The organism is Geobacillus zalihae NBRC 101842, assembly GCF_001544135.1.
GTDB lineage: Bacteria > Bacillota > Bacilli > Bacillales > Anoxybacillaceae > Geobacillus > Geobacillus zalihae.
This window is the reverse complement of sequence record NZ_BCPV01000069.1, coordinates 1-18,740: the sequence shown is the minus strand read 5'-3', so window position 1 is coordinate 18,740 and position 18,740 is coordinate 1. Positions and strand designations below refer to the sequence as shown.

The window sequence follows — 18,740 nt, the reverse complement described above, 5'->3', positions numbered from 1 at the left end:
CCATTGCTGGTGGCGCCATTCGTCCATTTCCCGCCGCCTTTCGCCCGCTTCGCTGCTCGCTTCTTCATAGCGCCGTTTCACCTCGTCATGCCTGCGCCAAAGGCGCGCCAGCCCCTCAAGCCGTTCGACATGACGATCGGCTTCCTGCTTCCAAGCGGCAAACGAAAACTCCTGCTGCTTTTGGCGATGGCGGTGAAAATCGTCTTCGTTCGTTTCATGCAAGGGAAACGCTCCTTCTTCGGCATCCATGCGCAACTGCTCCAACTCATCTTCAAGCTTCTGCTCAAGGTCATCCAACCGCGCTTCCGCTTCATCGAGGCGGCGGCGGTGCTGACGTTCCTGCCGTTCTTTTTCCGCAATCGTCTGCTCGTGCCGCTCCCGCCGCTCCTCTAGGCGCTGCCGCTCCGCTTTCAGCTGTTCATACTTTTCCGCCTGCTGAAACACTTCATGGCCAGCCAAGTCGATTTCGCGCGCTCGCAGCACGTCTTCCTCGCGGCCGAAGCGGGTGATGGACTCCTCAAGCTCATCAAGCGCCTTTCGCGTCTTTTCTTCTTCATCGTGAAGGCGGTGTTGTTCAGCAGCGAGCTGTTCCGCTTGTTTGACCGCTTTTACGTATTCTGCCGCCTTTTCGGCGATCATATATTCGTTGTACAGGCGGTACTGATCGCAAAGACGCTTCAACGCCCGTTCGTCGCGTTCGAGTTGCTCAAGTTGCTGCTTGGCTTGGTCCATGTTTTCAATCGTTTCGGATAAATGGCGGAGCTCGTCATCGGTCAACGGAGGCAGCGAGCTTTCCAAAATCTCATAAATCACCGTCGGCTTAAAGTCTTTCGACAGCTTCGGGCTGCGCAGTTGAATGAGCAATTCGATCAATTCTTGAAACGCCTCGATCGTTTCAAAACGAAACACATGTTTGTTCACGAGCTCCATATACTCTTTTTGCGTCTCGACGACCGTCCCGCCCGCACCGAGCAATGCGGCGAGCTCGCGTTTCGTCAGCGGGATTTTTTCACCTGTTTTTTCTTGTTTATACAACTGAAGGTCATAGCCGATGCGGCGGTTGTCGAACATGACAAACCCCCAAAAGTCGAGGCTTTTTTGCCGCTTCGCGCGCAGGCCGATGCCCGTTGTGACGTATTGGTCGGATTCTTTCCGTTTATATTCTAAAAACAAATACCCCGTCCGCTCATCGCGATTGACGACGTCTTTTTCCCCAAGCAAGTAGTCTTCCATGCGCCGCGCCCGTGAACCGAACGGATCGAGGCGATCGGGCGTCTTCTTGCCGTCTAAAAGCACCGGGATCAAGCTTTGCATCGTCACCGACTTGCCCGCCCCGTTGCTTCCCCGCAACAGCAGCTTGCCGTCAGCGAAGTGAAAGTATTGCTCGTCGTAATACCAAAAATTAATCAGCCCCGCGCGATGAAGCACCCATGGATTCGTCATGTTCCTCCCCCTCTTTCGCGTCAAAATCATCTGGATACCGTCCCGACACCCGCCCGAGCAGCGGGTAAAGGACGATCATTCCGGTGTCGTGCTCCACATCGGCCATGCGCCATTCGTTGAGCGCCGCAAGCATTTCGCGGACAAGCTCGGCAGCCGACATGTCGCGGTACGTTTTCCCCCACCCCGCCCCGTAACGGCGGCGGCAATCGGCAAGCCAGGCGGAAAATTGTTCAGACGTCAACCGGATGCGGCCGTATTCATCCGGCGGATATTCCCCAAGCCGCTCGCGCACCAAGGCGGCAAAATGAAGGATGATCTCCGACGTTCCTTTCTGATCGGGAAATGTCGTGTACGGCGCCTGCCGTTCGGGAAGCGTCAACATGGCAGCATTTTTGTACAATTCATACCGAAACGGCGTATGCGCTTCGATGTCATCCCGCAGCCGATGGCGGAAGTTGCGCAAGTAGTAAAAGTCTTGCTCGTCCCCTTCCGTCCGATGCACCGCCGGGGATAAAAACAGCTTCCGATACAGGCGATGGCGCCGATAATCTTGCGGCGAGGCTTTCCACTCCTCGGCGAGCAATTCGTCGATCGATTCATATTGCAACAAATCTTTCGGATACGTGCGCATAAAATAACGGGCGAGCACCGGCACTTCGTACAGCGCCTCTTCCTCCACATGCTGGGCGAACGCCTCAATCTCCCCATCCATCCGGCGGACGAGTCCGATTTGTTCCGCTGTCTTCAACACGCGGATGAGCGAGCGCCGATGCGAGTAGTTCGTCCAATCGACCGGTAGATCCCCCGGGTACATGGCGCGAATTTCTTCGCATACGTCAGAAAGCAAAAACTTTTCTTCCACCGTTTTTCCTTCCAAATACGCCATCAAGCAGCAAAACAGCGCATAGTCAAGCGGCTCTTGAAACGACTCGATGCCCATCCACGGCTCGGGATCGGCGGGAATTTTCTCGAGCTTGGCGAAATAGCGGTGGACGATGAGTCGATACCCAAACTTCTCCTCCACATACCGTTTCAACACATGTTCACGCTCGCGGATGAGCTGATACAAATCCGGCTCTTGGTCGCGAATGATCCAAAACTGCTCAAACAGCGCGGCGAGCGCTTCTTTCGCCTTGTCGTCAAACGCCGTTTCCATCCTCACTCACCTCCCGAAAGCACATGAATTTCGTAGTTCGGCATCACGAGTTCCCCATCTTCTGCGCGAAGGCAAATCGTCCCCTCTTTGTTCACCACTTTGACCACCCACCCGTTTTCCGTCTTCATTGCTTGCCCCTCGCGCCCCATCGCTTTGGCGATCCAGCCGAGCAGCGTTTTCCGTACGTATGGGGTCACCTCAGGAAGGTCGGCAAGCACGATTTTTCCATCGGTCACAAGCTGTCTGAGCGCCGCTTCCTCGCGCGCTTTTTCTTCCAAATAGCGAAGGCGCGCTTCTTCTTTCTCCCGTTCTTTGTCTTCAATCGCCTGCGGCTTTTTCTTTTCCCCGTAATGGCGGACGCGCGGCTTCGTCACCCACTCGGCTGGCGGCTCGTCCCATACGTCGCGGTATATGTTGTCGGTTGCTTCCGTGTCAGCGACGAGATGTTTCGTATGGAAGCAGCCGAATACGACCGCTGACAGGCAGTGCGCCTCTTCAATCGATTCAAGGCGGGAAAACCAACGGGCCAAATGCAAGTAGTCGCCTTTGCGGCTGCGAAAATGATGATGCCGCTCGCCAAGCCGCTGCACGACGCGCGTCAGGCGGCGAATCGCCTCATTCGTCTGGTATTGCAAAAACGAAAGCTCGCTCTCGCGCCCGTTGCGGCCTAAAAACCATTCGCACAGGCTGCGCCACGTCTCCCATTTTTCTTCAATCTGCACAGCGCGCGGCGGCAGCGCATCGGCAAAGCGCGGGATCGACCGCTCATAGTCGACGACACGCTCGATGAACTGCCGAACCCCTTCTTCCGGCAGATCTTCAAGCAATTGTTCAATCTGCATCGACGTTTTTTGCAAGGCGACGATAAAATCGCGCAAGTACGCCGTAAACTGCTCTTTATAGACGAGAAACGACTCGGACGTCATCCGCTCTTCCAAGTTTTCACTGTGCAAATAAGCGATATAGTCGGCGGAATTTTGGATGATTTTCTTAAAATAATCGAACGTCTCTTCCCATACTTGATGCATTTCATCCGCTTGTTCTTGAAAATCAGAAGCGATGATCGCCTCCATGCGGGAAAGAGATGCATACAAACGGTCGAACCGTGTTTTCTCGAGGGACCCTCCGAACGAATCCCCGAGCTGCTCAAGGGTACGGATCATCCGCTCGATCTCCACCGTGTACGGGCTGCATTGGTAGCGAAACCGCTTTTTCTTAAACTCTTCAATCGTCCGGACATGGGACGTCTCTTGGCGGGCGATCAAGTTGTTCCATTTGACGAGCTGGTCGAGGTCTTGCTGCAAGTCATCTTCCGTGTAATCCGCAAACTCCTCGTGCTGCTTTAAAAAGGCGTACACTTCTTCCGGAAACAAAAATTGGCGCATCCGCTCGTGCTGGATGTAGAAATAGCGCAAAATCGCCCGGTAGCGGTGCGCGTTTTCCGTTGATAAATATTTTGTTTCGACAATCGGCTTGAGCCATGTGGCGTCCATTTCCGTCCACCTTTGCTTCGGTTTTTTTCCTATGTTTATTGTAACGATTCTCTCCGCTCTTTTTCTAGCAAAAACCGTTTTCCTATTTTTTCTCGCCATCGGCGCGCGTTTTTTGTAAAATAGAGGGGAAAAGGAGGTGAAACGAATGGAAGCGTTGCTGCGGGAAATTTTGCATGAAGTGAAAGCGACGCGCGCGGCGGTCGAATCGCTCGAGCAACGGGTTGGCGCCTTGGAGGGGCAAGTGGCCCAGCTCAATGAACGAACAGGTGCTCTTGAAGCTCAAATGACCAAGCTGAATGAGCGCACGAGCGTTCTCGAACGCCAGGTCGCACAGCTTAACGAACGAACAAGCGCCCTTGAGCAACAATTCACTCAGCTGAACGAGCGGACAAGCAACCTCGAACACCAAGTCGCCCAACTGAGCGAACGCATGGGCACCGTCGAACACCAAGTCGCCCAACTGAACGAACGCATGGGCACCGTCGAACACCAAGTCGCCCAACTGAACGAACGCATGGGCACCGTCGAACACCAAGTCGCCCAACTGAACGAACAGACGAACACGCTTGCACAGCGAATCGACCTGCTTGATGAGCGCACAAGCGAAACGAAGGCGATCGTTGAAGCGCTCCGCCATGGGCAAGAAGTGCTGACCGCCAAATACGAGGCGATGGCGCACGACCTCCACCATATGAAAGGCGACCTCACCCGTATCACTTCCATCCTCGAAGACAAAGTGCTGCCTGCCCTCGCCGAACATGAAGCGGGACTGCACGTCTTGAACGCCCGCGTTTTCAAAACGGAAAGCACCCTTCATCGCCTTGTTCATGCCTAATGCGTTCCCCATAAAGAAACGTTCCACATTGATTCCCTTTTCACCCGGCAGCCGTGGGCTGCCGTTTTTTGTTTTCCCCTTCCCTCACGGGTCGCTGCCCCAAGGCATCAAGCAGGAGCATCCCCCATTCTCGGTCCACGGCTTGGGGCAGCTCTGGCTGGCGCATCAACGGATGAGCAAAAACTTTATTCGAACATCTCGAATTCGGAGCATTCTGAAGGATTCGCCAGCATTCCCGAGCATTTTTCAGGATCAAGGAGGAGAGAACGCTCATCGCCGCGAGAGCAAGCGAGAAGCAAACATATCGGCCGATACCAAATTTGCCAGTTGCACCCAAATTGCGGTATCCTTTGTTTGTGACGCTTTTTCATCCCCTCTGCGTCTTGTTGCCGCCTTTTTTCATCCCCCTTTATTTGTATGACAACAGCCGAAAAAGGAGGAATTGTGTTGCGAAAATGGATTCGATCTTTGCTCGCTGTCGGGCTTGTATTTGGACTAGCGGCCTGCAGCGGAACGAGTGATGCGAAAGGAAAAATTGTTATCAGTGGGAAGAAGTTTACCGAGCAAGTTATTTTGACGCATTTACTGGCGGAGTATGTGAAGGCCAACACCGATTTGGACGTGGAAGTGAAGGACAGTCTAGGCGGCGCGTTTATGCTCCAGCAGGCCATTGAAAATGGCGATGTCGACATGTATGTCGAGTACACGGGGACAGGGTATTTGAACATTTTAAAACAGCCGTACGATCCTAAAAAGACGCCCGAACAAATTTACAACGAAACAAAGAAATTATATAAGGAAAAATACAACATCGCTTGGCTCAAACCACTCGGGTTTAACAACACCTACGCCTTGGCCATGCGCAGAGACCTCGCGGAAAAGCTCGGGGTGAAAACGTACTCCGATTTGGCGAAACATTCGTCTTCCCTCACCTTTGGGTCGGACGCCGAGTTTTTTGAGCGAAGCGACGGCTATGACGGGCTTGTTGATACGTACGGGTTTCAGTTCAAGAAAAAAGTGACGATCGACCCAGACTTGCAATACGAAGCAGCGAAAAATGGAGAGATTGACGTCATCACCGCCTACACGACCGATGCCCGGATAAAAAAATATGATTTGGTCGTATTGAAAGATGACAAACAGTACTTCCCGCCGTACCACGCCGTGCCGATCATCCGCCAGGAAGTGCTCGATGCCAATCCCGGGCTTGAGGAGAAACTGAACAAGTTGGCCAACATTTTGACCGATGAAAAAATGATGGAACTAAACGGCCAAGTGAACTTGGAAAGAAAACAGCCACGTGAGGTGGCAATCAACTTTTTGAAATCGGAAGGACTGATCGACTAGAAAGCGAGGAATGTCAATGATTCGGTTTGAAAACGTGACGAAACAGTATGAGGATGGCTTTGTCGCCTTAAAGAATATTAATCTCGACATTCGCAAAGGAGAGTTGGTCGCCTTGATCGGGCCGAGCGGGTGCGGGAAAACGACGACGATGCGGATGATCAACCGCTTGATCGAGCCGACATCGGGCAAAGTGTACATCGACGGGCAAGACATTTCCCAGCTCGACCCGGTTGAGCTGCGGCGCAACATCGGCTACGTCATCCAGCAAATCGGCTTGTTTCCACATATGACGATCGCGGAAAACATCGCGCTCGTGCCGAAGTTGAAAAAGTGGGAAAAACACGTCTATGAAAAACGGGTCGACGAATTGCTTGAGCTCGTCGGATTGGATCCAGCGACGTTCAAGCACCGCTACCCGTCAGAGCTCAGCGGCGGCCAGCAGCAGCGCGTCGGCGTCGTCCGCGCCTTGGCGGCTGAACCGGATATTATTTTGATGGATGAACCGTTCAGCGCTCTTGACCCGATCAGCCGCGAGCAGCTGCAAGATGACATCGTCCGCCTGCAAGAAGAGATTCAGAAAACGATTGTCTTTGTCACCCACGATATGGACGAAGCGATTAAAATCGCCGATCGGATCGCCTTGATGAAGGACGGGGAAATCGTCCAATTTGCGACGCCCGACCAAATGCTTCGGCGGCCGGCGAACTCGTTCGTCCGCGAGTTTATCGGCGAAGACCGGCTGCGGACCCGCCAGACGGCCGTGCCGACGGCGGAAGATTTAATGTCGGTTGATGTCGCGACGATCTCGCCGCGCCGCGGTTTGGCCGAGGCATTCCGATTGATGAAAGCGAAAAAAGTCGACAGTTTGATTGTGGTCGATAAAAAGCAATCGTTTCTCGGCATCGTGACGTTGAAACAAATCGAGGAGCGCTATCGGGAAGAGCATTTGTTAGTCGCCGACATCGCCGATTACGATGTGACGACGTTGGCGAAAGAAGCGGACGTCACGAACGTCGCCGCTCTGTTCCAAGATCCGGATGTGCGCATCATTCCGGTGCTCGATGGCGACCGTCTTATCGGGGGGATTACGCGCTCGAGCATGATGCGCGCGCTCGCGGAGTGGACGTTTCAGCAGCACGCATAACGGGCAACGGAACATGCGCAGGCAAATCACAGCCGGAAAACTCGATGCCGCAATCGCCTCGCTTGAACAACATGCCTCATGTTGAAAAGGAAAAATGGCCTCGAGCGGTTTGTCAACGGAATTCGTTCTGCTTGCGAAAAAAAGGGATGACCGTTTTTATCTGAACTTCTCACGACGAAGCAGCAGCCATCCGCTGCCGCTTTTTCCGCCAAGGAGGGATACAATGGAATTGTTGCAGACGTTGATCGAACGAAAGAATGATATTTGGATCGCCTTTCAAGAGCATGTGCTCTTATCCGCTATCGCCATGGGCATTGCGATCGTCATCGCCGTGCCGCTCGGCGTCGCATTGACGCGGTATCGCAAACTCGCCGAGCCGATCATTGGCGTGGCCGCCATCATTCAGACAATTCCGAGCTTGGCGTTGCTTGGGTTTATGCTTCCGATTTTCGGCATCGGCAAACTGCCGGCGATCATCGCGTTGATGCTGTATGCCTTGCTTCCGATTTTGCGCAACACGTACACCGGCATTCTCGGCGTCGACCCGGCGCTGGTGGACGCTGGCCGGGGGATGGGGATGACATCGCGGCAAATTTTATGGATGGTTGAACTTCCTCTCTCGCTTCCCGTCATTATGGCTGGCGTGCGCACGGCAACGGTGCTGACGATCGGCGTCGCCGCCTTGGCGACCTTCATCGGCGCCGGCGGTCTTGGCGACTTGATCGACCGCGGCTTGCGCATCGCCGATAAAAACTTGATTTTAGCCGGGGCCATTCCTGCGGCGATCTTAGCGATTGCCTTTGACTGGCTGCTGCGCAAAGTCGAAAAGAAAGTGACGCCAAAAGGGTTTTGACAGGCCACCAGATGTTGACTTCTTCCATACGCTTCAGGCAACCAACAAACACAGTGGCCCTGACGCAAAACTTCCTAAGATGGAAGCCGTCTTGAAAAAGGTGTCCTCCAACAACTATTGTTGAGCTGATTTTTCATTCAATCACCAGCCTTCTAGGCATGAATATGCCCCATTAAGGCACGCGTATTTTCACTGAAACAAGTTCCTTGGAGAATTTTCTCTCCAAGGAACAGCTCCAAGATATAAGCCACTAAACTTGAGTATGGTCTGTAGATGAGCAAATTCACTAACATAAATAACATAAATTGACAACCAAACAAAAAAGGGGTTCATCACCAAAAGATGTACTTGACTTTTAAAGATAAACATGATAGCAATGTTGCTCAAAGAGATGTGTGGTATAAAAAGGAAAAATGCTATTTTGATTGTCTTTATCATAATCGTCTTTCTTTGTCAAGTACACTTTTTGGTGAAGAGCCAAATGTGGCTCTTCACCAAAAGTTGTACTTGATTTTTTCTGAACATACTCTATTTACGCTTGTGAGGGAAAATCAACAAATCAGTGATTTTTGCACATCTTTGGGCAGGAAACCGTATTGCTTGTCAAGTACATGTTGTGGTGAAGAGCCAGCAAATGAACGTTTTGGAAAAATCAAACCGCTTTTTGCCGTTTCTTTTCACGCAAAATTTCAGACTTAATCAAATTTTATACATCATTACTTCGTTTATAATGTGGGCTTTCATTGAAACAGAATTGTTAAAAACTTGTGAATAACTTGGTGTCTAAACTTTTATTAATTTCAATATTTTTTGTTTTTATTGATTCTTTAATGGTGCCTGAGGAATCAAAAACTTCCATTTGTATCATTATTCCAGTGTTTGGCTCTATATTTAATTTGAAAGTTTTTGCGTTATATCGTTTTGAATACTCACTATTCAGTTTACCTTCTATTACTACCGTCTTGACTCCTGCTATATTTTCCTGCCCTGTGATATCCCATCGTGCATCATCTGCTAAAAGTCCCATTGCTATATCTTCTGGAAATAAAGAAGTCTTCGCTATTCCCATATAGGACGGATCTATTCTGTGTATGTAGGCTTTTTCTCCATCTACTGTAGTAATCCGTTCATGGATGGTCGTGTTTTTTAAATAATTACGTTCCTTTTCACTCACTTTTCCTACTTTTACGATAGTTTTTATAGGAACATTGCTTTTAGTAACACTATTCGTTTGATAATCACTAGAACCACTATTGTAATTAATCAAATTTTCTCCATCATATACGCTCACTTCATAGCCTGGTTCAGCTGCAGTAGTTATACCATTCTTATTTTCCTTAGCCAGTCCGCGAACTTTTTCATAAGATTTGGGGCTGTCAGAAAGATCTGTTTGATAATCTACACTGATATGAAAATTACCTGATTCACTAAAATATTCAAACGATCCTTTTGCTGTTTTATAATGATCAATAGAATTTAACATCAAGGTTTGAATTTTAGTTTTTTGTTCATCTGTATTTTGCACTTTTACTTTTTGAATATTTGCGCTTGCCTGAGCCACGTTGTCTTGGTTTCCAGCAATATCTGTACCATTATATACCACTAATGAAACGGCTAATACCACACTAGCAACTCCAGCAATCAAAAATTTTTTCTTCAAAGCACTCACCCCTAATTAATAAGTAATTTTTGTAGCATCTGCTCCCACATTTCCTAACTTGGTAGTTAAAGATGTGTTAATTACAATCATATGATTCCACTCTTTATGGGTTTTAAGAAAATTCCAACCACCAGGTGCTGTATTTTGGTTAATATACACAATACCGCCAAACTCATCTATTTGATAAGCTGTTCTTGGATTTGTAAAATCTTTATTGTTTAAGTAGACATAATGAGCGGCATTTTTGTCGTGTGCATAAAATCTCCAAATATACGCATAATCAGTATCAAAGCCATTAACGGTTGCTGAAACGATCCGATAATCATTGTAGTATCCAGAACCTGTCTTGTAGGTCCAATTTCCCTTTTGTTCAGAGTATCCAGGGGCACTGCTTAAAGCATCATTATCAACGATATCAGTAGCTGCAAAAGTATTAGTTGAGAAGAAAGTGAATCCCATAACTAGCGAAAGAATAGATAAATAACCTTTTTTGAACATAAAATCCCCTCCCTTGTTCGATTTTTTATGATTCCTATACTATAAATGTAAATCAAAACGATCATTTTTTCACCGCCAACTTGTGGCGGAACCCCGCCATTTTTTGGCGGAGTATGAGCACGAAAATGGTGTTTTACGCCTTAACATAAAAAAAGCCCTTCCTTATAGCAACAGAGAAGGGCCAAGCCGCGCTTTTAAACTTTTTCAAAAAGGATGAAGTTCCGATGGATTCATTAAATCACTTCATTGCGATCTCTAGGCTTGGTCACCCTATTCCGGGAAATGATTCAGAATCTTTTTTTGCAAATGATGCAGCGGGAGAATGCAATGGATTATCCATTGCATTGCTTAGCAATGAGAGTAAAAATTGAACATCTTGCAGTGAGTGGCAAAAGAAGAAGCCTGAGCGTAAAAATGTTTGACATGGAAGCCGCACCCGTCCGCCTTTTTATGGTTGCTCCAATATGGTTTGCAGTTGTTGTTCGGCCAGTTCTCTGTAGAGCGGATGGGTTTGCAGCAATTCTCTGTGTGTTCCAATCCCGGTGATGGTCCCATTCTCTAATTGCAACGATTTGGTCTGCATTGATGACGGTTGAGAGCCGATGAGCAATGACAAGTGTTGTTCTTCCTTCCATTAGCCGCTGCAAGGCCTTTTGAACAAGGACTTCCGAGGAGCTGTCTAGGTTTGAGGTTGCTTCATCAAGGAGAAGGATTTTTGGATCGCGGATAAGAGCGCGGGCAATGGCGATTCTCTGCCGCTGTCCGCCTGATAATTTGATTCCCCGTTCCCCAACTTCCGTCCAATATCCGTTTGGAAGCCGTTCGATAAATTCCGCGGCATTTGCCAGTTTGGCTGCTCGTTCTATTTCTTCATCAGTCACGTCTTTATTTAGCCCATAGCAAATGTTGTCGCGGATCGTTCCTGACATCATTGGGCTTTCTTGAGAGACATAACCGATTTGACTGCGCCACGAATATAAGTGAAAATCTGCAATATTGGTTTCCCCAAGCAATATTTCTCCTTCATCGGGTGTGTAAAATCGCTCCAGCAAAGCAAACAATGTCGTTTTTCCACTGCCGCTCGGGCCAACAATAGCGGTTGTTTTTCCGGAAGGAATCGTAAGCGTTACTTGTTTGAGTACAGGCTCTCCCTTTTTATAAGAAAAGGAAACATTGCGAAAATGGATGTCTTGGTCAGGATTTTGCACCGCAGGCAAGCCGCCGCTTAGTTCTTTCTCTAAGGCTAAAATGCGTTGGATTCGTTCTGTTGCCCCCATCGCTTTTTGAAATGAAGCGAAAAATGCGGCCATCTGACTAAACGGAACAATGATTTGAACCATATAAATAATGATGGCGACAAGCGAACCGGACGAAAGCGTGCCTGAGGCAACACGGACGCCGCCATAACCGATTAAAACGACTAAAACGAGCATCATCACAAATGTCATGAACGGGGAAATGACAGCTTGAATTCTCGCTTCTTTCAGCCCAAATTGAAACAAATGAAAAATCCCTAGTTCCCCGTTTTTTCGCTCCTCTTTTTCCGCGCAATAAGCTTTAACAAGACGAATATCGGATAACACTCTGCCAAGATTGGCTGAAAAACTGGCCATTTCATCTTGGGTGGCTTTTGAAATTTTGTACATTTTTTGCCCAAGCGGCCAGAGAATCAGGATGGAAACTGGAACAGCCGTCACCATCATAAGGGTCATTTTCCAGTCGATAATAAGCAGGATGCTAACAGCCCCGGCAACTGAAATAAATCCGGTCAGAAACGTAACTAAATGTTGAGTGATCAGCATTTTCACCGTGTTGGTATCCTGAGTGATCCGGCTCATCGTCTCTCCAGATTGGTGCTTATCAAAAAAAGGGACAGGCAATAATAAAACTTGATTCCAAAGCTTTTTACGAATCGCCGCCACCACATATTCCCCAATATAAGTGAGGAAGTAGTAAGAAAAGCCGGAAGTGATCGTTTGCGCAATAAATGAAGCAGCAAGTAAAATAATGATGGATGGTTCTATCGCCGATGCAGCAATTTGGTCAACAAGAGATTTCGTAAACCATGGGACAATGAGCCCAACCCCTGTCTCAATCAAACTAAAAATAATAGCAGTGACAAAAATCCATTTTGGCGGATTCGCGCTCTTGATTAACTCCCAGAAAGGCTTCCAATTGTCTAAAGGCATGCTATGATTCTTCTTCACGCAAATCTACTCCTTCTTTCTCTAAAAATATTTCCACCGCTTTTCCCACCCATTCCTCTTCTTCTTTGGAAAAAGGAGATGGGAACAGCATAGGCTCTTCAGCGAATTCATCCTCTTTCAAATGAAATAGTGGTAAATATTCGCCAAAAACTTCTTTTGCCACGTTTTTGGCGATAGAGAAAAGTTCTTCCATTAACGATTGCACAGCACTATCACCCGGATCTTTTCCATAGCACTCTTTTAGCTTTTCGAAAAGTCCCAGCAGCTTCTTCGCATATTCCAGCTGTTTTTCTTCGCTAATATCAAATAATTTTTCCACTGTTTCATCCGGCATAAATTGTTTCAGCCATTCTTTCTGTTGATTCTCCATTTGTATGGAGTTAATAAGCAAACTAAATATATTCGGATCCATCTTCTCTTGTTCCTCGGCAAGATGCTGGGCATGCGTCACTGCTTTTATGATGCGATCAATATGTTCACGCTTTTGCAACAAAAGCTTTTTTTGAAAAGCAAGTGATTCTTTTAAATCCCATTTCTCTTCTTGCATAAAACGTTTAATTTCTTCAAGGGAAAAACCAAGAAACTTCAAGGCCACAATCTTTTGCAATGTAATGATCTCATCTTCGCTATAAAATCGGCGTCCAGAACTCGATACATGCGACGGCTTCAAAATCCCTATTTCGTCATAATAGTGAAGCGTCCGTATTGTTTGGCCCGTTTTTTTCGCAAACTCGCCGATTGAATATACCTTTTTCATCGTTCTCACCCCCTTCTGGCACTATCATAAAACTTCACGTAACGTTAGGATCAATAAAAATGTGGAAACGGTCATCATTTTTTTATAACAAATCCCCGCAACATTTTATCGCTCCCCAATATTTATGATAGTCCACCGGAAAATTTCAGAAAACTTGCCAACCTTCCCTGCCAGTGAACATACCCCTGTCAAGTAAAGAGCGTGGAAAATCCCCCCTTCTTCAGCTGCTTGCAGGGTAGTGGAATTATCCATAGATCCCGTTGACCTTTTGATGGCATTCGAGGATCATTTGTTTGATTTGTTCATTTTCCTTTTGTTTCTCCGTGACGATTCCCTGTCGGTTCACCCATCGATAGTATCCGCTTCTTGACACACCGGCCAGTTGGCATAGCCAGGCAATCGGATAGGTGTTGGATAACTCCTGAATGATCGAGAACCGCTCTTTCGGTTTCACCTCCTTGCCAGCTCTCGTAACTTTTTTAAATAATCATTCTCTGCTTTCAGTCTTCGATTCTCTTCCTCTAAACTGCACTCTTTTTTTCGGGGTCTTCCCTTGAATGGAGACCTGGATGTCCCGCGCCGTTCTTCGAGCCCTTTTCGTCCATATTCATGGTAACGTTTTACCCAAAGTCTGATCGTTTTCGTGCAGGGAATCCCTAACTCTTGGCATATCCGCTTATATCCCCATCCTTCTTCGATGTACATCTGGACAGCCCTCCATTTAAACTCCACGGAATAGGTGGTCTTCCCTTTCGGTGTTTGCTTGGTCTCGAACATAAACAAATCCCTCCAGTGTTTTTAATGACAGTATGGGCATTTTCCCAACTGTCTACACTAGAGGGATAATATCACTACCAAGAGGGCTTTTTTTATTCAAGTCCCCGGAAAAGTTCCTAACAGGAATGCTTTCTTTCTTTGGCCAATTTCAATCTAAATTGATGTACTTTGGAGAAGATGTTTTCGCACAAACGACAAGCCCATCATAACATGTGCTAGGCTTGGTAAGACTTAATTGCTTCCCTTCATGCATTGTGTAAGTGTGCTGAAAAAGCCAGCGGTTTTGGGGCACTTTTCTTTGCTGCGAGATATCGAAAAAGCCAATTTCATGCCCGGCTTGCTTTATTCGAAACTCGATACTGTCTTGGCCAGGCTGCTGTACTTCATATACGCTGCGATTATTTTCCGCTGCTTGCCCACTATACATAAAGAATCCAATGGTATAGGAGAACTCCTTGATTTTGGGAGGTAAATAAGAAAATGTCGATGGAAATCCTAGCAATCTCCTAGATTGCTTTATTATATGCCCATTGTGCGCCCATACTATTATCTTCTCATTTGGAAACATCTCCTGTGCCAGCCACGAAATATTGTCAGCCATTGCCTTATTCCGGATTTTTATCGCTTTCACGAAGTGGGAAGAGATCATCTGGATAAGGGAAATTCGGTTTTGCAAAATTCTCTGCACAAGCAAAAAAACGTCTTTTCCAAACTTATTTTGTAATTCAAGACTGTTTTCATCCAATAAAAGAAGGAATTCTTTATAAAGCTTCATCAATTCTTTGCATTTTCGCTTACGTTCCTTTTTGGAAATTGACCGATTACGGGAATTTACATATTGGTAAAGCATTTCTTGTTCCAACTCTACTATTTTCTCTCCAAAAGCCTTATCCATATTTGAAAACATTTTTGCCAAAAACTTGCCGGTAATATGATCGCTCGAGGCGGGCTGAATATCCAATCCTGTTAAGATAAGAGGCTGATTGGATAATTGTGTTTCCTTCATATAATGAAAGAGCGTCTCTACTTCCACCGTATGCCAGACTTTGAACAAAGAATGTCTCATCCATTGCCTTGCATCCAGTTGGTCTTGTTGACAAAAGCATAAGCTGCAGTCACTAAAGCTGCTTTCGAATGCTAAAACTCGAAACCCCAATTCTTTATGTAAGTACTTAATCATCTTTGTTTTAATCTGGCTATGTTCTGCCACACCGTGGCCATTCTCTCCCAAAAAAACGATCCGCTTATTTTGCAATAAAGGTTTTAAAAAATACAAATCAGAATCATCATCGAATTCATGCAATTGTATACGATACGTATGACCTTTGAGCCAATCGATTTCAGAAGAAATATTATTTTTACGGTGAAACATGTGTTTATCCCCTTGCTTTCATAATATTCCGCAACATTACTGCCCCAAAGCCTGTAAAACGGCCAGATAAACATGTTAAACGTTTTTTCATTTGTCACCGTCCCTCTCGCTTTTTTAACGGAAGACCCGTTATCAAAATTAAACTGTACGCCCATAATAACCAAGAACCAAAATACCGATCGGATTGCACAGGTAAATTCGTAAACACATCTGGAAAGATCACTAACACAATCGTATCAATGAACATGCCAGGAAGTACGATAAATATAGCAGCTTTTAAACGCTCATCTTTTGTTAAACATTTAAGTTTGTATAGAGGATACGTTAATAAAAAAATGAGTGGAACAACAAGCAGATAGGACAAAAGAAGAAGTAAAGCGTTTTCTGGATGGAAGAAAAAATGGCCAAAAAACCGGAAAATGAGGGTTGCTCCTAACCAGACAAGAAAGCCCCAAATAAGAAAATACACGATCAACACCCCTTTTTCTTAAATAAGTCATAACCACATTTTCACCAACGATTTTGATCCATCATACCTTCACAGACAGTCCTTATTCTTTTCGGCAATAAAATCTTTAATAAAAAACAACGGGTAAATCATTAAATACAAGTTGGCAGCCCACCAAGTAATGTCAAAATCCTTGCTAAAAGCCCAAAATGCAATGGCTTGCAATCCGGAACAAAAAGTCAACACAAGAGAAATCAGAGCCCAGTTCCGCCATGCCGGGTTGTTTTTATTATATAGATATATACTGTAAAGACCAGTGATAGAAATGAAAATATCTAATGGGAAAAACGACCAGTTCCATGCGATAATAATCGGGTTATCATAGTCTTTAAACGCTACTTCTTCAGGTATAAGATGGAAAAAGGTAATGAGCCAGTATATAATAAACCCAATATCCGTTACTAAAAAAAGGGTTTTAAATACTTCATTTTTTCCTCCAACACAACTCATCCATTCTACAGATTTTCTGCTCATGTTTCATCATCCTAGAAAACAGACTGTAACATATTAAAACAAAACACATGATATAAAGAGCTGTTGATAAACCAAATAAATCGGCCAGTCCTCCTCCTGCAATTGGACCAAGTATCATCCCTAAGGAATAGGCCATATTAAAAACAGCAAATGCAGTAGCATACGCCCCCCCACCTAAACGATCAACAGAATTCGCTAATTCCGGCAAAGTCGGTGTTAAGACAAAACCAGCCGCTGCCCCTACCAAAAAAAGCACAGATCCTTCTAGTATGAACGAGTTAGGGAGTACGACCAACGGAAGAGAAGCAGCTAAAATAAGCAGACCTGACATCATCAAAGAAAAGGTTCCACATCGATCAGATAACCAACCAGCTAAGGGACTTACCATTCCATAAGCAAGAGTCGTAATGCCAAACAGAACCCCTATATGCATTGAATTAGCTCCTAAATGTTCCTCAAGGTAAATAGGCAGGATTGGCTCTAAAATACTTATTGCAGAAGCTCCAAGTAAAACCACACCAAAAATTTTTAATACTATACGGTCTCGGAAAATTTTCATTCCTACACTATCAGCATTCATCGTCTTTGGCGGATCCTCTAATAAAAACATCCTTGCAAGTCCATCTAAAAGAATAAAACATGAAACAAACCAAAACGGCAGCTGATAACCTCCCCATTCAAACAACATTCCACCTACAGGTGCACCTAAAAGAGTCCCTGCAGACATAAAAGTCAGTACGGCTCCTAAAGCCTTTCCCCTTTTAGCAGGCGGATACATATCTGTAATCAGCGCCAGTCCCGCAGTCCATGTCGCCGCTGCCGCAACACCTTGAAGCAATCTAGCAACAATGAGCAGCAACATACTATTTGCAAAAGCAAATAGTAAAGTGCTTGCTAAAAGAACTACCAGCCCCCACAGCATGACTCCTCGTCTACCAAACTTGTCAGAGATTCCTCCTAATATAGGAGTAGCGATCAAAAAAGAAAACGCATAACAGCCGATTAATATGCCAATAACTGTTTGGGAAGCATCAAATTTAGAAGTGTAAAAAGGCACGATCGGAACAACGATGCTATACAGAAGCATGTCAATAAACACTGCCATCGCAATGACAATCAACCCCGTTATTGGCTTTCCTCTCATCTCTTTAAGCTTTGTCATAAAATATTTCACCTTTCTTCTTTTTACCATCGTTAAATGGCAAACATGCTGAATTTCGTAAAACAGCTTCTAGGAAATGATAGAAAGTCGTTCGGTGATGTGTTTGACAAATCCAAGAAAGATACGGGAGATTTGTTATGATTCATATGGTCTTCAAGGCTTTTCTTCGGTGGTTTAGATAAACTATAAATGGTGCCGTCGTTTAACGCTGCTCTCCCTTCATACATAAACAGCCCTATATAATAAGATTTACGAACAATCTCTGGATTGACTAAGGAACCCATTGGCTTATATCTCGTCAAAAGAGTTTCATATTTTTTAAAAATATGTCCATTATGAGCCCAAATTTTATAATCTTTTTATTGGGATACAATTTTTTGGAAAATACATTCCAAATTGCTCGCCATGATTTGATCGCGAAATTTCATAGCTGAATACCGATCCATGCAAGGAAAGACAATATTGCAAAACCTGTTCTCTGCAAAAAATGTGCATTTTTATTTACTTATTATGTGGTTTTGCAACACGTTCAAGAAGTCAATTAGCATTTATAAATTAATATCTAGACCAAACAATTCCTAACAATGCCATGACAGAATGGATTTATTCCAAATTTACTTTTTAGCTGACCATTTCACAATGTCGTTGGTCATTCCATTCATAGCTTTAAATTACTTTTCTCTATTCTTCAACGTCAAAGTAAGCCGGAGAAACATATTTAAAAAATAAAATCCCATCATATTGTTGTGCAGGTACAAAGGAAGTAGGCATTCCCCCGCCCTCATAGGCCCGCCACTTTTTCTGTGCCCAGTTTCCATTGCACTGAATAAAACTATTTTGATAAGGGGAATGGTCAAGAAGGCTTTCTAAATGTTTTTTGTTCGGTTTTTTTATTGGATATTCTTTACCTGTATAATCCAACATTTTGCCTTCCTTTGCATACAACCCCAATACAAAACTTTTCTCCTTCATCGTTTGGGAGAGGTTTTCCACAAACGACTTATAGGCAGACAGGCGCTTGGCGGAAGTATTTTTGCTAATATGCATGTTATGT

General features: G+C 45.6%; 19 protein-coding genes and 2 pseudogenes. 6 read left to right on the top strand and 15 right to left on the bottom strand.

The genetic code is table 11. The annotated features are described in order from the left end of the window. From GZ1_RS15140 to GZ1_RS15130, 3 genes are all read right to left on the bottom strand, one after another. Window positions 1–1,443: TIGR02680 family protein (locus GZ1_RS15140; RefSeq protein WP_083509320.1), on the bottom strand; the 1,443-nt coding region annotated here is incomplete at its 3' end. After that, complete coding sequence (locus GZ1_RS15135) at window positions 1,403–2,599, bottom strand: TIGR02678 family protein (RefSeq protein WP_060788798.1); 1,197 nt, start codon at window positions 2,597–2,599, stop codon at window positions 1,403–1,405. The genes GZ1_RS15140 and GZ1_RS15135, both read right to left, overlap by 41 nt. Before the next feature lie 2 nt (window positions 2,600–2,601). Next, a complete protein-coding gene (locus tag GZ1_RS15130) occupies window positions 2,602–4,092 on the bottom strand; it encodes a TIGR02677 family protein (protein ID WP_020755712.1) in 1,491 nt (496 codons plus the stop codon). A 145-nt stretch (window positions 4,093–4,237) separates the two neighbouring features. On the opposite strand from GZ1_RS15130, the gene GZ1_RS15125 reads away from it, so the two are divergent. The 5 genes from GZ1_RS15125 (at window position 4,238) to GZ1_RS19315 (ending at window position 8,970) form a co-directional block, all read left to right on the top strand. Continuing rightward, window positions 4,238–4,927, top strand: a complete 690-nt coding sequence (locus GZ1_RS15125) for a hypothetical protein (RefSeq protein ID WP_060788797.1) — start codon at window positions 4,238–4,240, stop codon at window positions 4,925–4,927. Between the two features lie 444 nt (window positions 4,928–5,371). After that, window positions 5,372–6,274, top strand: coding sequence for a glycine betaine ABC transporter substrate-binding protein (locus GZ1_RS15115; RefSeq protein ID WP_060788795.1), 903 nt, complete (start codon window positions 5,372–5,374; stop codon window positions 6,272–6,274). A gap of 16 nt (window positions 6,275–6,290) precedes the next feature. Continuing rightward, a complete protein-coding gene (locus GZ1_RS15110; RefSeq protein WP_060788794.1) occupies window positions 6,291–7,418 on the top strand; it encodes a betaine/proline/choline family ABC transporter ATP-binding protein in 1,128 nt (375 codons plus the stop codon). Window positions 7,419–7,641: 223 nt separating this feature from the next. Next, the gene (locus GZ1_RS15105; RefSeq protein ID WP_015373834.1) at window positions 7,642–8,271 is read left to right on the top strand and encodes an ABC transporter permease; all 630 of its coding nucleotides are present in this window, start codon (window positions 7,642–7,644) and stop codon (window positions 8,269–8,271) included. 342 nt (window positions 8,272–8,613) lie between these two features. Continuing rightward, a complete protein-coding gene (locus tag GZ1_RS19315; protein ID WP_167346366.1) occupies window positions 8,614–8,970 on the top strand; it encodes a hypothetical protein in 357 nt (118 codons plus the stop codon). A 58-nt stretch (window positions 8,971–9,028) separates the two neighbouring features. On the opposite strand, the gene GZ1_RS15095 is transcribed toward GZ1_RS19315, so the two are convergent. Next, window positions 9,029–9,940 (bottom strand): hypothetical protein, encoded by a 912-nt coding sequence (locus GZ1_RS15095; RefSeq protein WP_060788793.1) that lies wholly within the window; start codon window positions 9,938–9,940, stop codon window positions 9,029–9,031. A gap of 6 nt (window positions 9,941–9,946) precedes the next feature. Next, complete coding sequence (locus GZ1_RS15090) at window positions 9,947–10,429, bottom strand: hypothetical protein (RefSeq protein WP_003253294.1); 483 nt, start codon at window positions 10,427–10,429, stop codon at window positions 9,947–9,949. 224 nt (window positions 10,430–10,653) lie between these two features. Between GZ1_RS15090 and GZ1_RS19030 the strand changes: the two genes are divergently transcribed. Further along, on the top strand, window positions 10,654–10,800 hold the full coding sequence (locus GZ1_RS19030) for a hypothetical protein (RefSeq protein ID WP_157074377.1): 147 nt from the start codon (window positions 10,654–10,656) through the stop codon (window positions 10,798–10,800). Window positions 10,801–10,877: 77 nt separating this feature from the next. On the opposite strand, the pseudogene GZ1_RS15085 reads toward GZ1_RS19030, so the two are convergent. From GZ1_RS15085 to GZ1_RS15045, 10 genes and pseudogenes are all read right to left on the bottom strand, one after another. Continuing rightward, window positions 10,878–12,618, bottom strand: a pseudogene (locus GZ1_RS15085) (ABC transporter ATP-binding protein). Window position 12,619: 1 nt separating this feature from the next. Continuing rightward, window positions 12,620–13,393 carry a MerR family transcriptional regulator gene (locus GZ1_RS15080; RefSeq protein ID WP_060788792.1) on the bottom strand — a complete coding sequence of 258 codons (774 nt, stop codon included), beginning with the start codon at window positions 13,391–13,393 and terminating at the stop codon, window positions 12,620–12,622. A 244-nt stretch (window positions 13,394–13,637) separates the two neighbouring features. Beyond that, the gene (locus GZ1_RS15075; RefSeq protein ID WP_060788791.1) at window positions 13,638–13,847 is read right to left on the bottom strand and encodes a helix-turn-helix domain-containing protein; all 210 of its coding nucleotides are present in this window, start codon (window positions 13,845–13,847) and stop codon (window positions 13,638–13,640) included. Continuing rightward, complete coding sequence (locus GZ1_RS15070) at window positions 13,844–14,170, bottom strand: transposase (RefSeq protein WP_053915566.1); 327 nt, start codon at window positions 14,168–14,170, stop codon at window positions 13,844–13,846. The genes GZ1_RS15075 and GZ1_RS15070 overlap by 4 nt, the downstream gene beginning before the upstream one ends. 148 nt (window positions 14,171–14,318) lie before the next feature. Beyond that, window positions 14,319–15,542, bottom strand: coding sequence for an erythromycin esterase family protein (locus GZ1_RS15065; RefSeq protein WP_060788790.1), 1,224 nt, complete (start codon window positions 15,540–15,542; stop codon window positions 14,319–14,321). 94 nt (window positions 15,543–15,636) lie between these two features. Next, entirely contained in the window at window positions 15,637–16,011 is a 375-nt protein-coding gene (locus GZ1_RS15060; protein ID WP_060788789.1) for a DUF5367 family protein, read from the bottom strand. Window positions 16,012–16,080: 69 nt separating this feature from the next. After that, window positions 16,081–16,524, bottom strand: a complete 444-nt coding sequence (locus GZ1_RS15055; RefSeq protein ID WP_373278112.1) for a YvaD family protein — start codon at window positions 16,522–16,524, stop codon at window positions 16,081–16,083. After that, complete coding sequence (locus GZ1_RS15050; protein WP_060788787.1) at window positions 16,475–17,686, bottom strand: MFS transporter; 1,212 nt, start codon at window positions 17,684–17,686, stop codon at window positions 16,475–16,477. Before GZ1_RS15050 ends, GZ1_RS15055 begins: the two co-directional genes overlap by 50 nt. A gap of 32 nt (window positions 17,687–17,718) precedes the next feature. Continuing rightward, window positions 17,719–18,033: an erythromycin esterase family protein gene (locus tag GZ1_RS19895; RefSeq protein ID WP_083509319.1), complete on the bottom strand. Its 315-nt coding sequence runs from the start codon at window positions 18,031–18,033 to the stop codon at window positions 17,719–17,721. A 334-nt stretch (window positions 18,034–18,367) separates the two neighbouring features. Then, window positions 18,368–18,740, bottom strand: a pseudogene (locus GZ1_RS15045) (erythromycin esterase family protein); the annotation flags it as partial.

Excerpts from the sequence above, each read along its gene's own strand:
- GZ1_RS15135 (WP_060788798.1), bottom strand. The coding sequence starts at position 2,599 with ATGGAAACGGCGTTTGACGACAAGGCGAAAGAAGCGCTCGCCGCGCTG.
- GZ1_RS15130 (WP_020755712.1), bottom strand. The coding sequence starts at position 4,092 with ATGGACGCCACATGGCTCAAGCCGATTGTCGAAACAAAATATTTATCA.
- GZ1_RS15125 (WP_060788797.1), top strand. The coding sequence starts at position 4,238 with ATGGAAGCGTTGCTGCGGGAAATTTTGCATGAAGTGAAAGCGACGCGC.
- GZ1_RS15110 (WP_060788794.1), top strand. The coding sequence starts at position 6,291 with ATGATTCGGTTTGAAAACGTGACGAAACAGTATGAGGATGGCTTTGTC.
- GZ1_RS15105 (WP_015373834.1), top strand. The coding sequence starts at position 7,642 with ATGGAATTGTTGCAGACGTTGATCGAACGAAAGAATGATATTTGGATC.
- GZ1_RS19315 (WP_167346366.1), top strand. The coding sequence starts at position 8,614 with ATGTACTTGACTTTTAAAGATAAACATGATAGCAATGTTGCTCAAAGA.
- GZ1_RS15090 (WP_003253294.1), bottom strand. The coding sequence starts at position 10,429 with ATGTTCAAAAAAGGTTATTTATCTATTCTTTCGCTAGTTATGGGATTC.
- GZ1_RS19030 (WP_157074377.1), top strand. The coding sequence starts at position 10,654 with ATGGATTCATTAAATCACTTCATTGCGATCTCTAGGCTTGGTCACCCT.
- GZ1_RS15080 (WP_060788792.1), bottom strand. The coding sequence starts at position 13,393 with ATGAAAAAGGTATATTCAATCGGCGAGTTTGCGAAAAAAACGGGCCAA.
- GZ1_RS15070 (WP_053915566.1), bottom strand. The coding sequence starts at position 14,170 with ATGTTCGAGACCAAGCAAACACCGAAAGGGAAGACCACCTATTCCGTG.
- GZ1_RS15065 (WP_060788790.1), bottom strand. The coding sequence starts at position 15,542 with ATGTTTCACCGTAAAAATAATATTTCTTCTGAAATCGATTGGCTCAAA.
- GZ1_RS15055 (WP_373278112.1), bottom strand. The coding sequence starts at position 16,524 with ATGAGCAGAAAATCTGTAGAATGGATGAGTTGTGTTGGAGGAAAAAAT.
- GZ1_RS15050 (WP_060788787.1), bottom strand. The coding sequence starts at position 17,686 with ATGACAAAGCTTAAAGAGATGAGAGGAAAGCCAATAACGGGGTTGATT.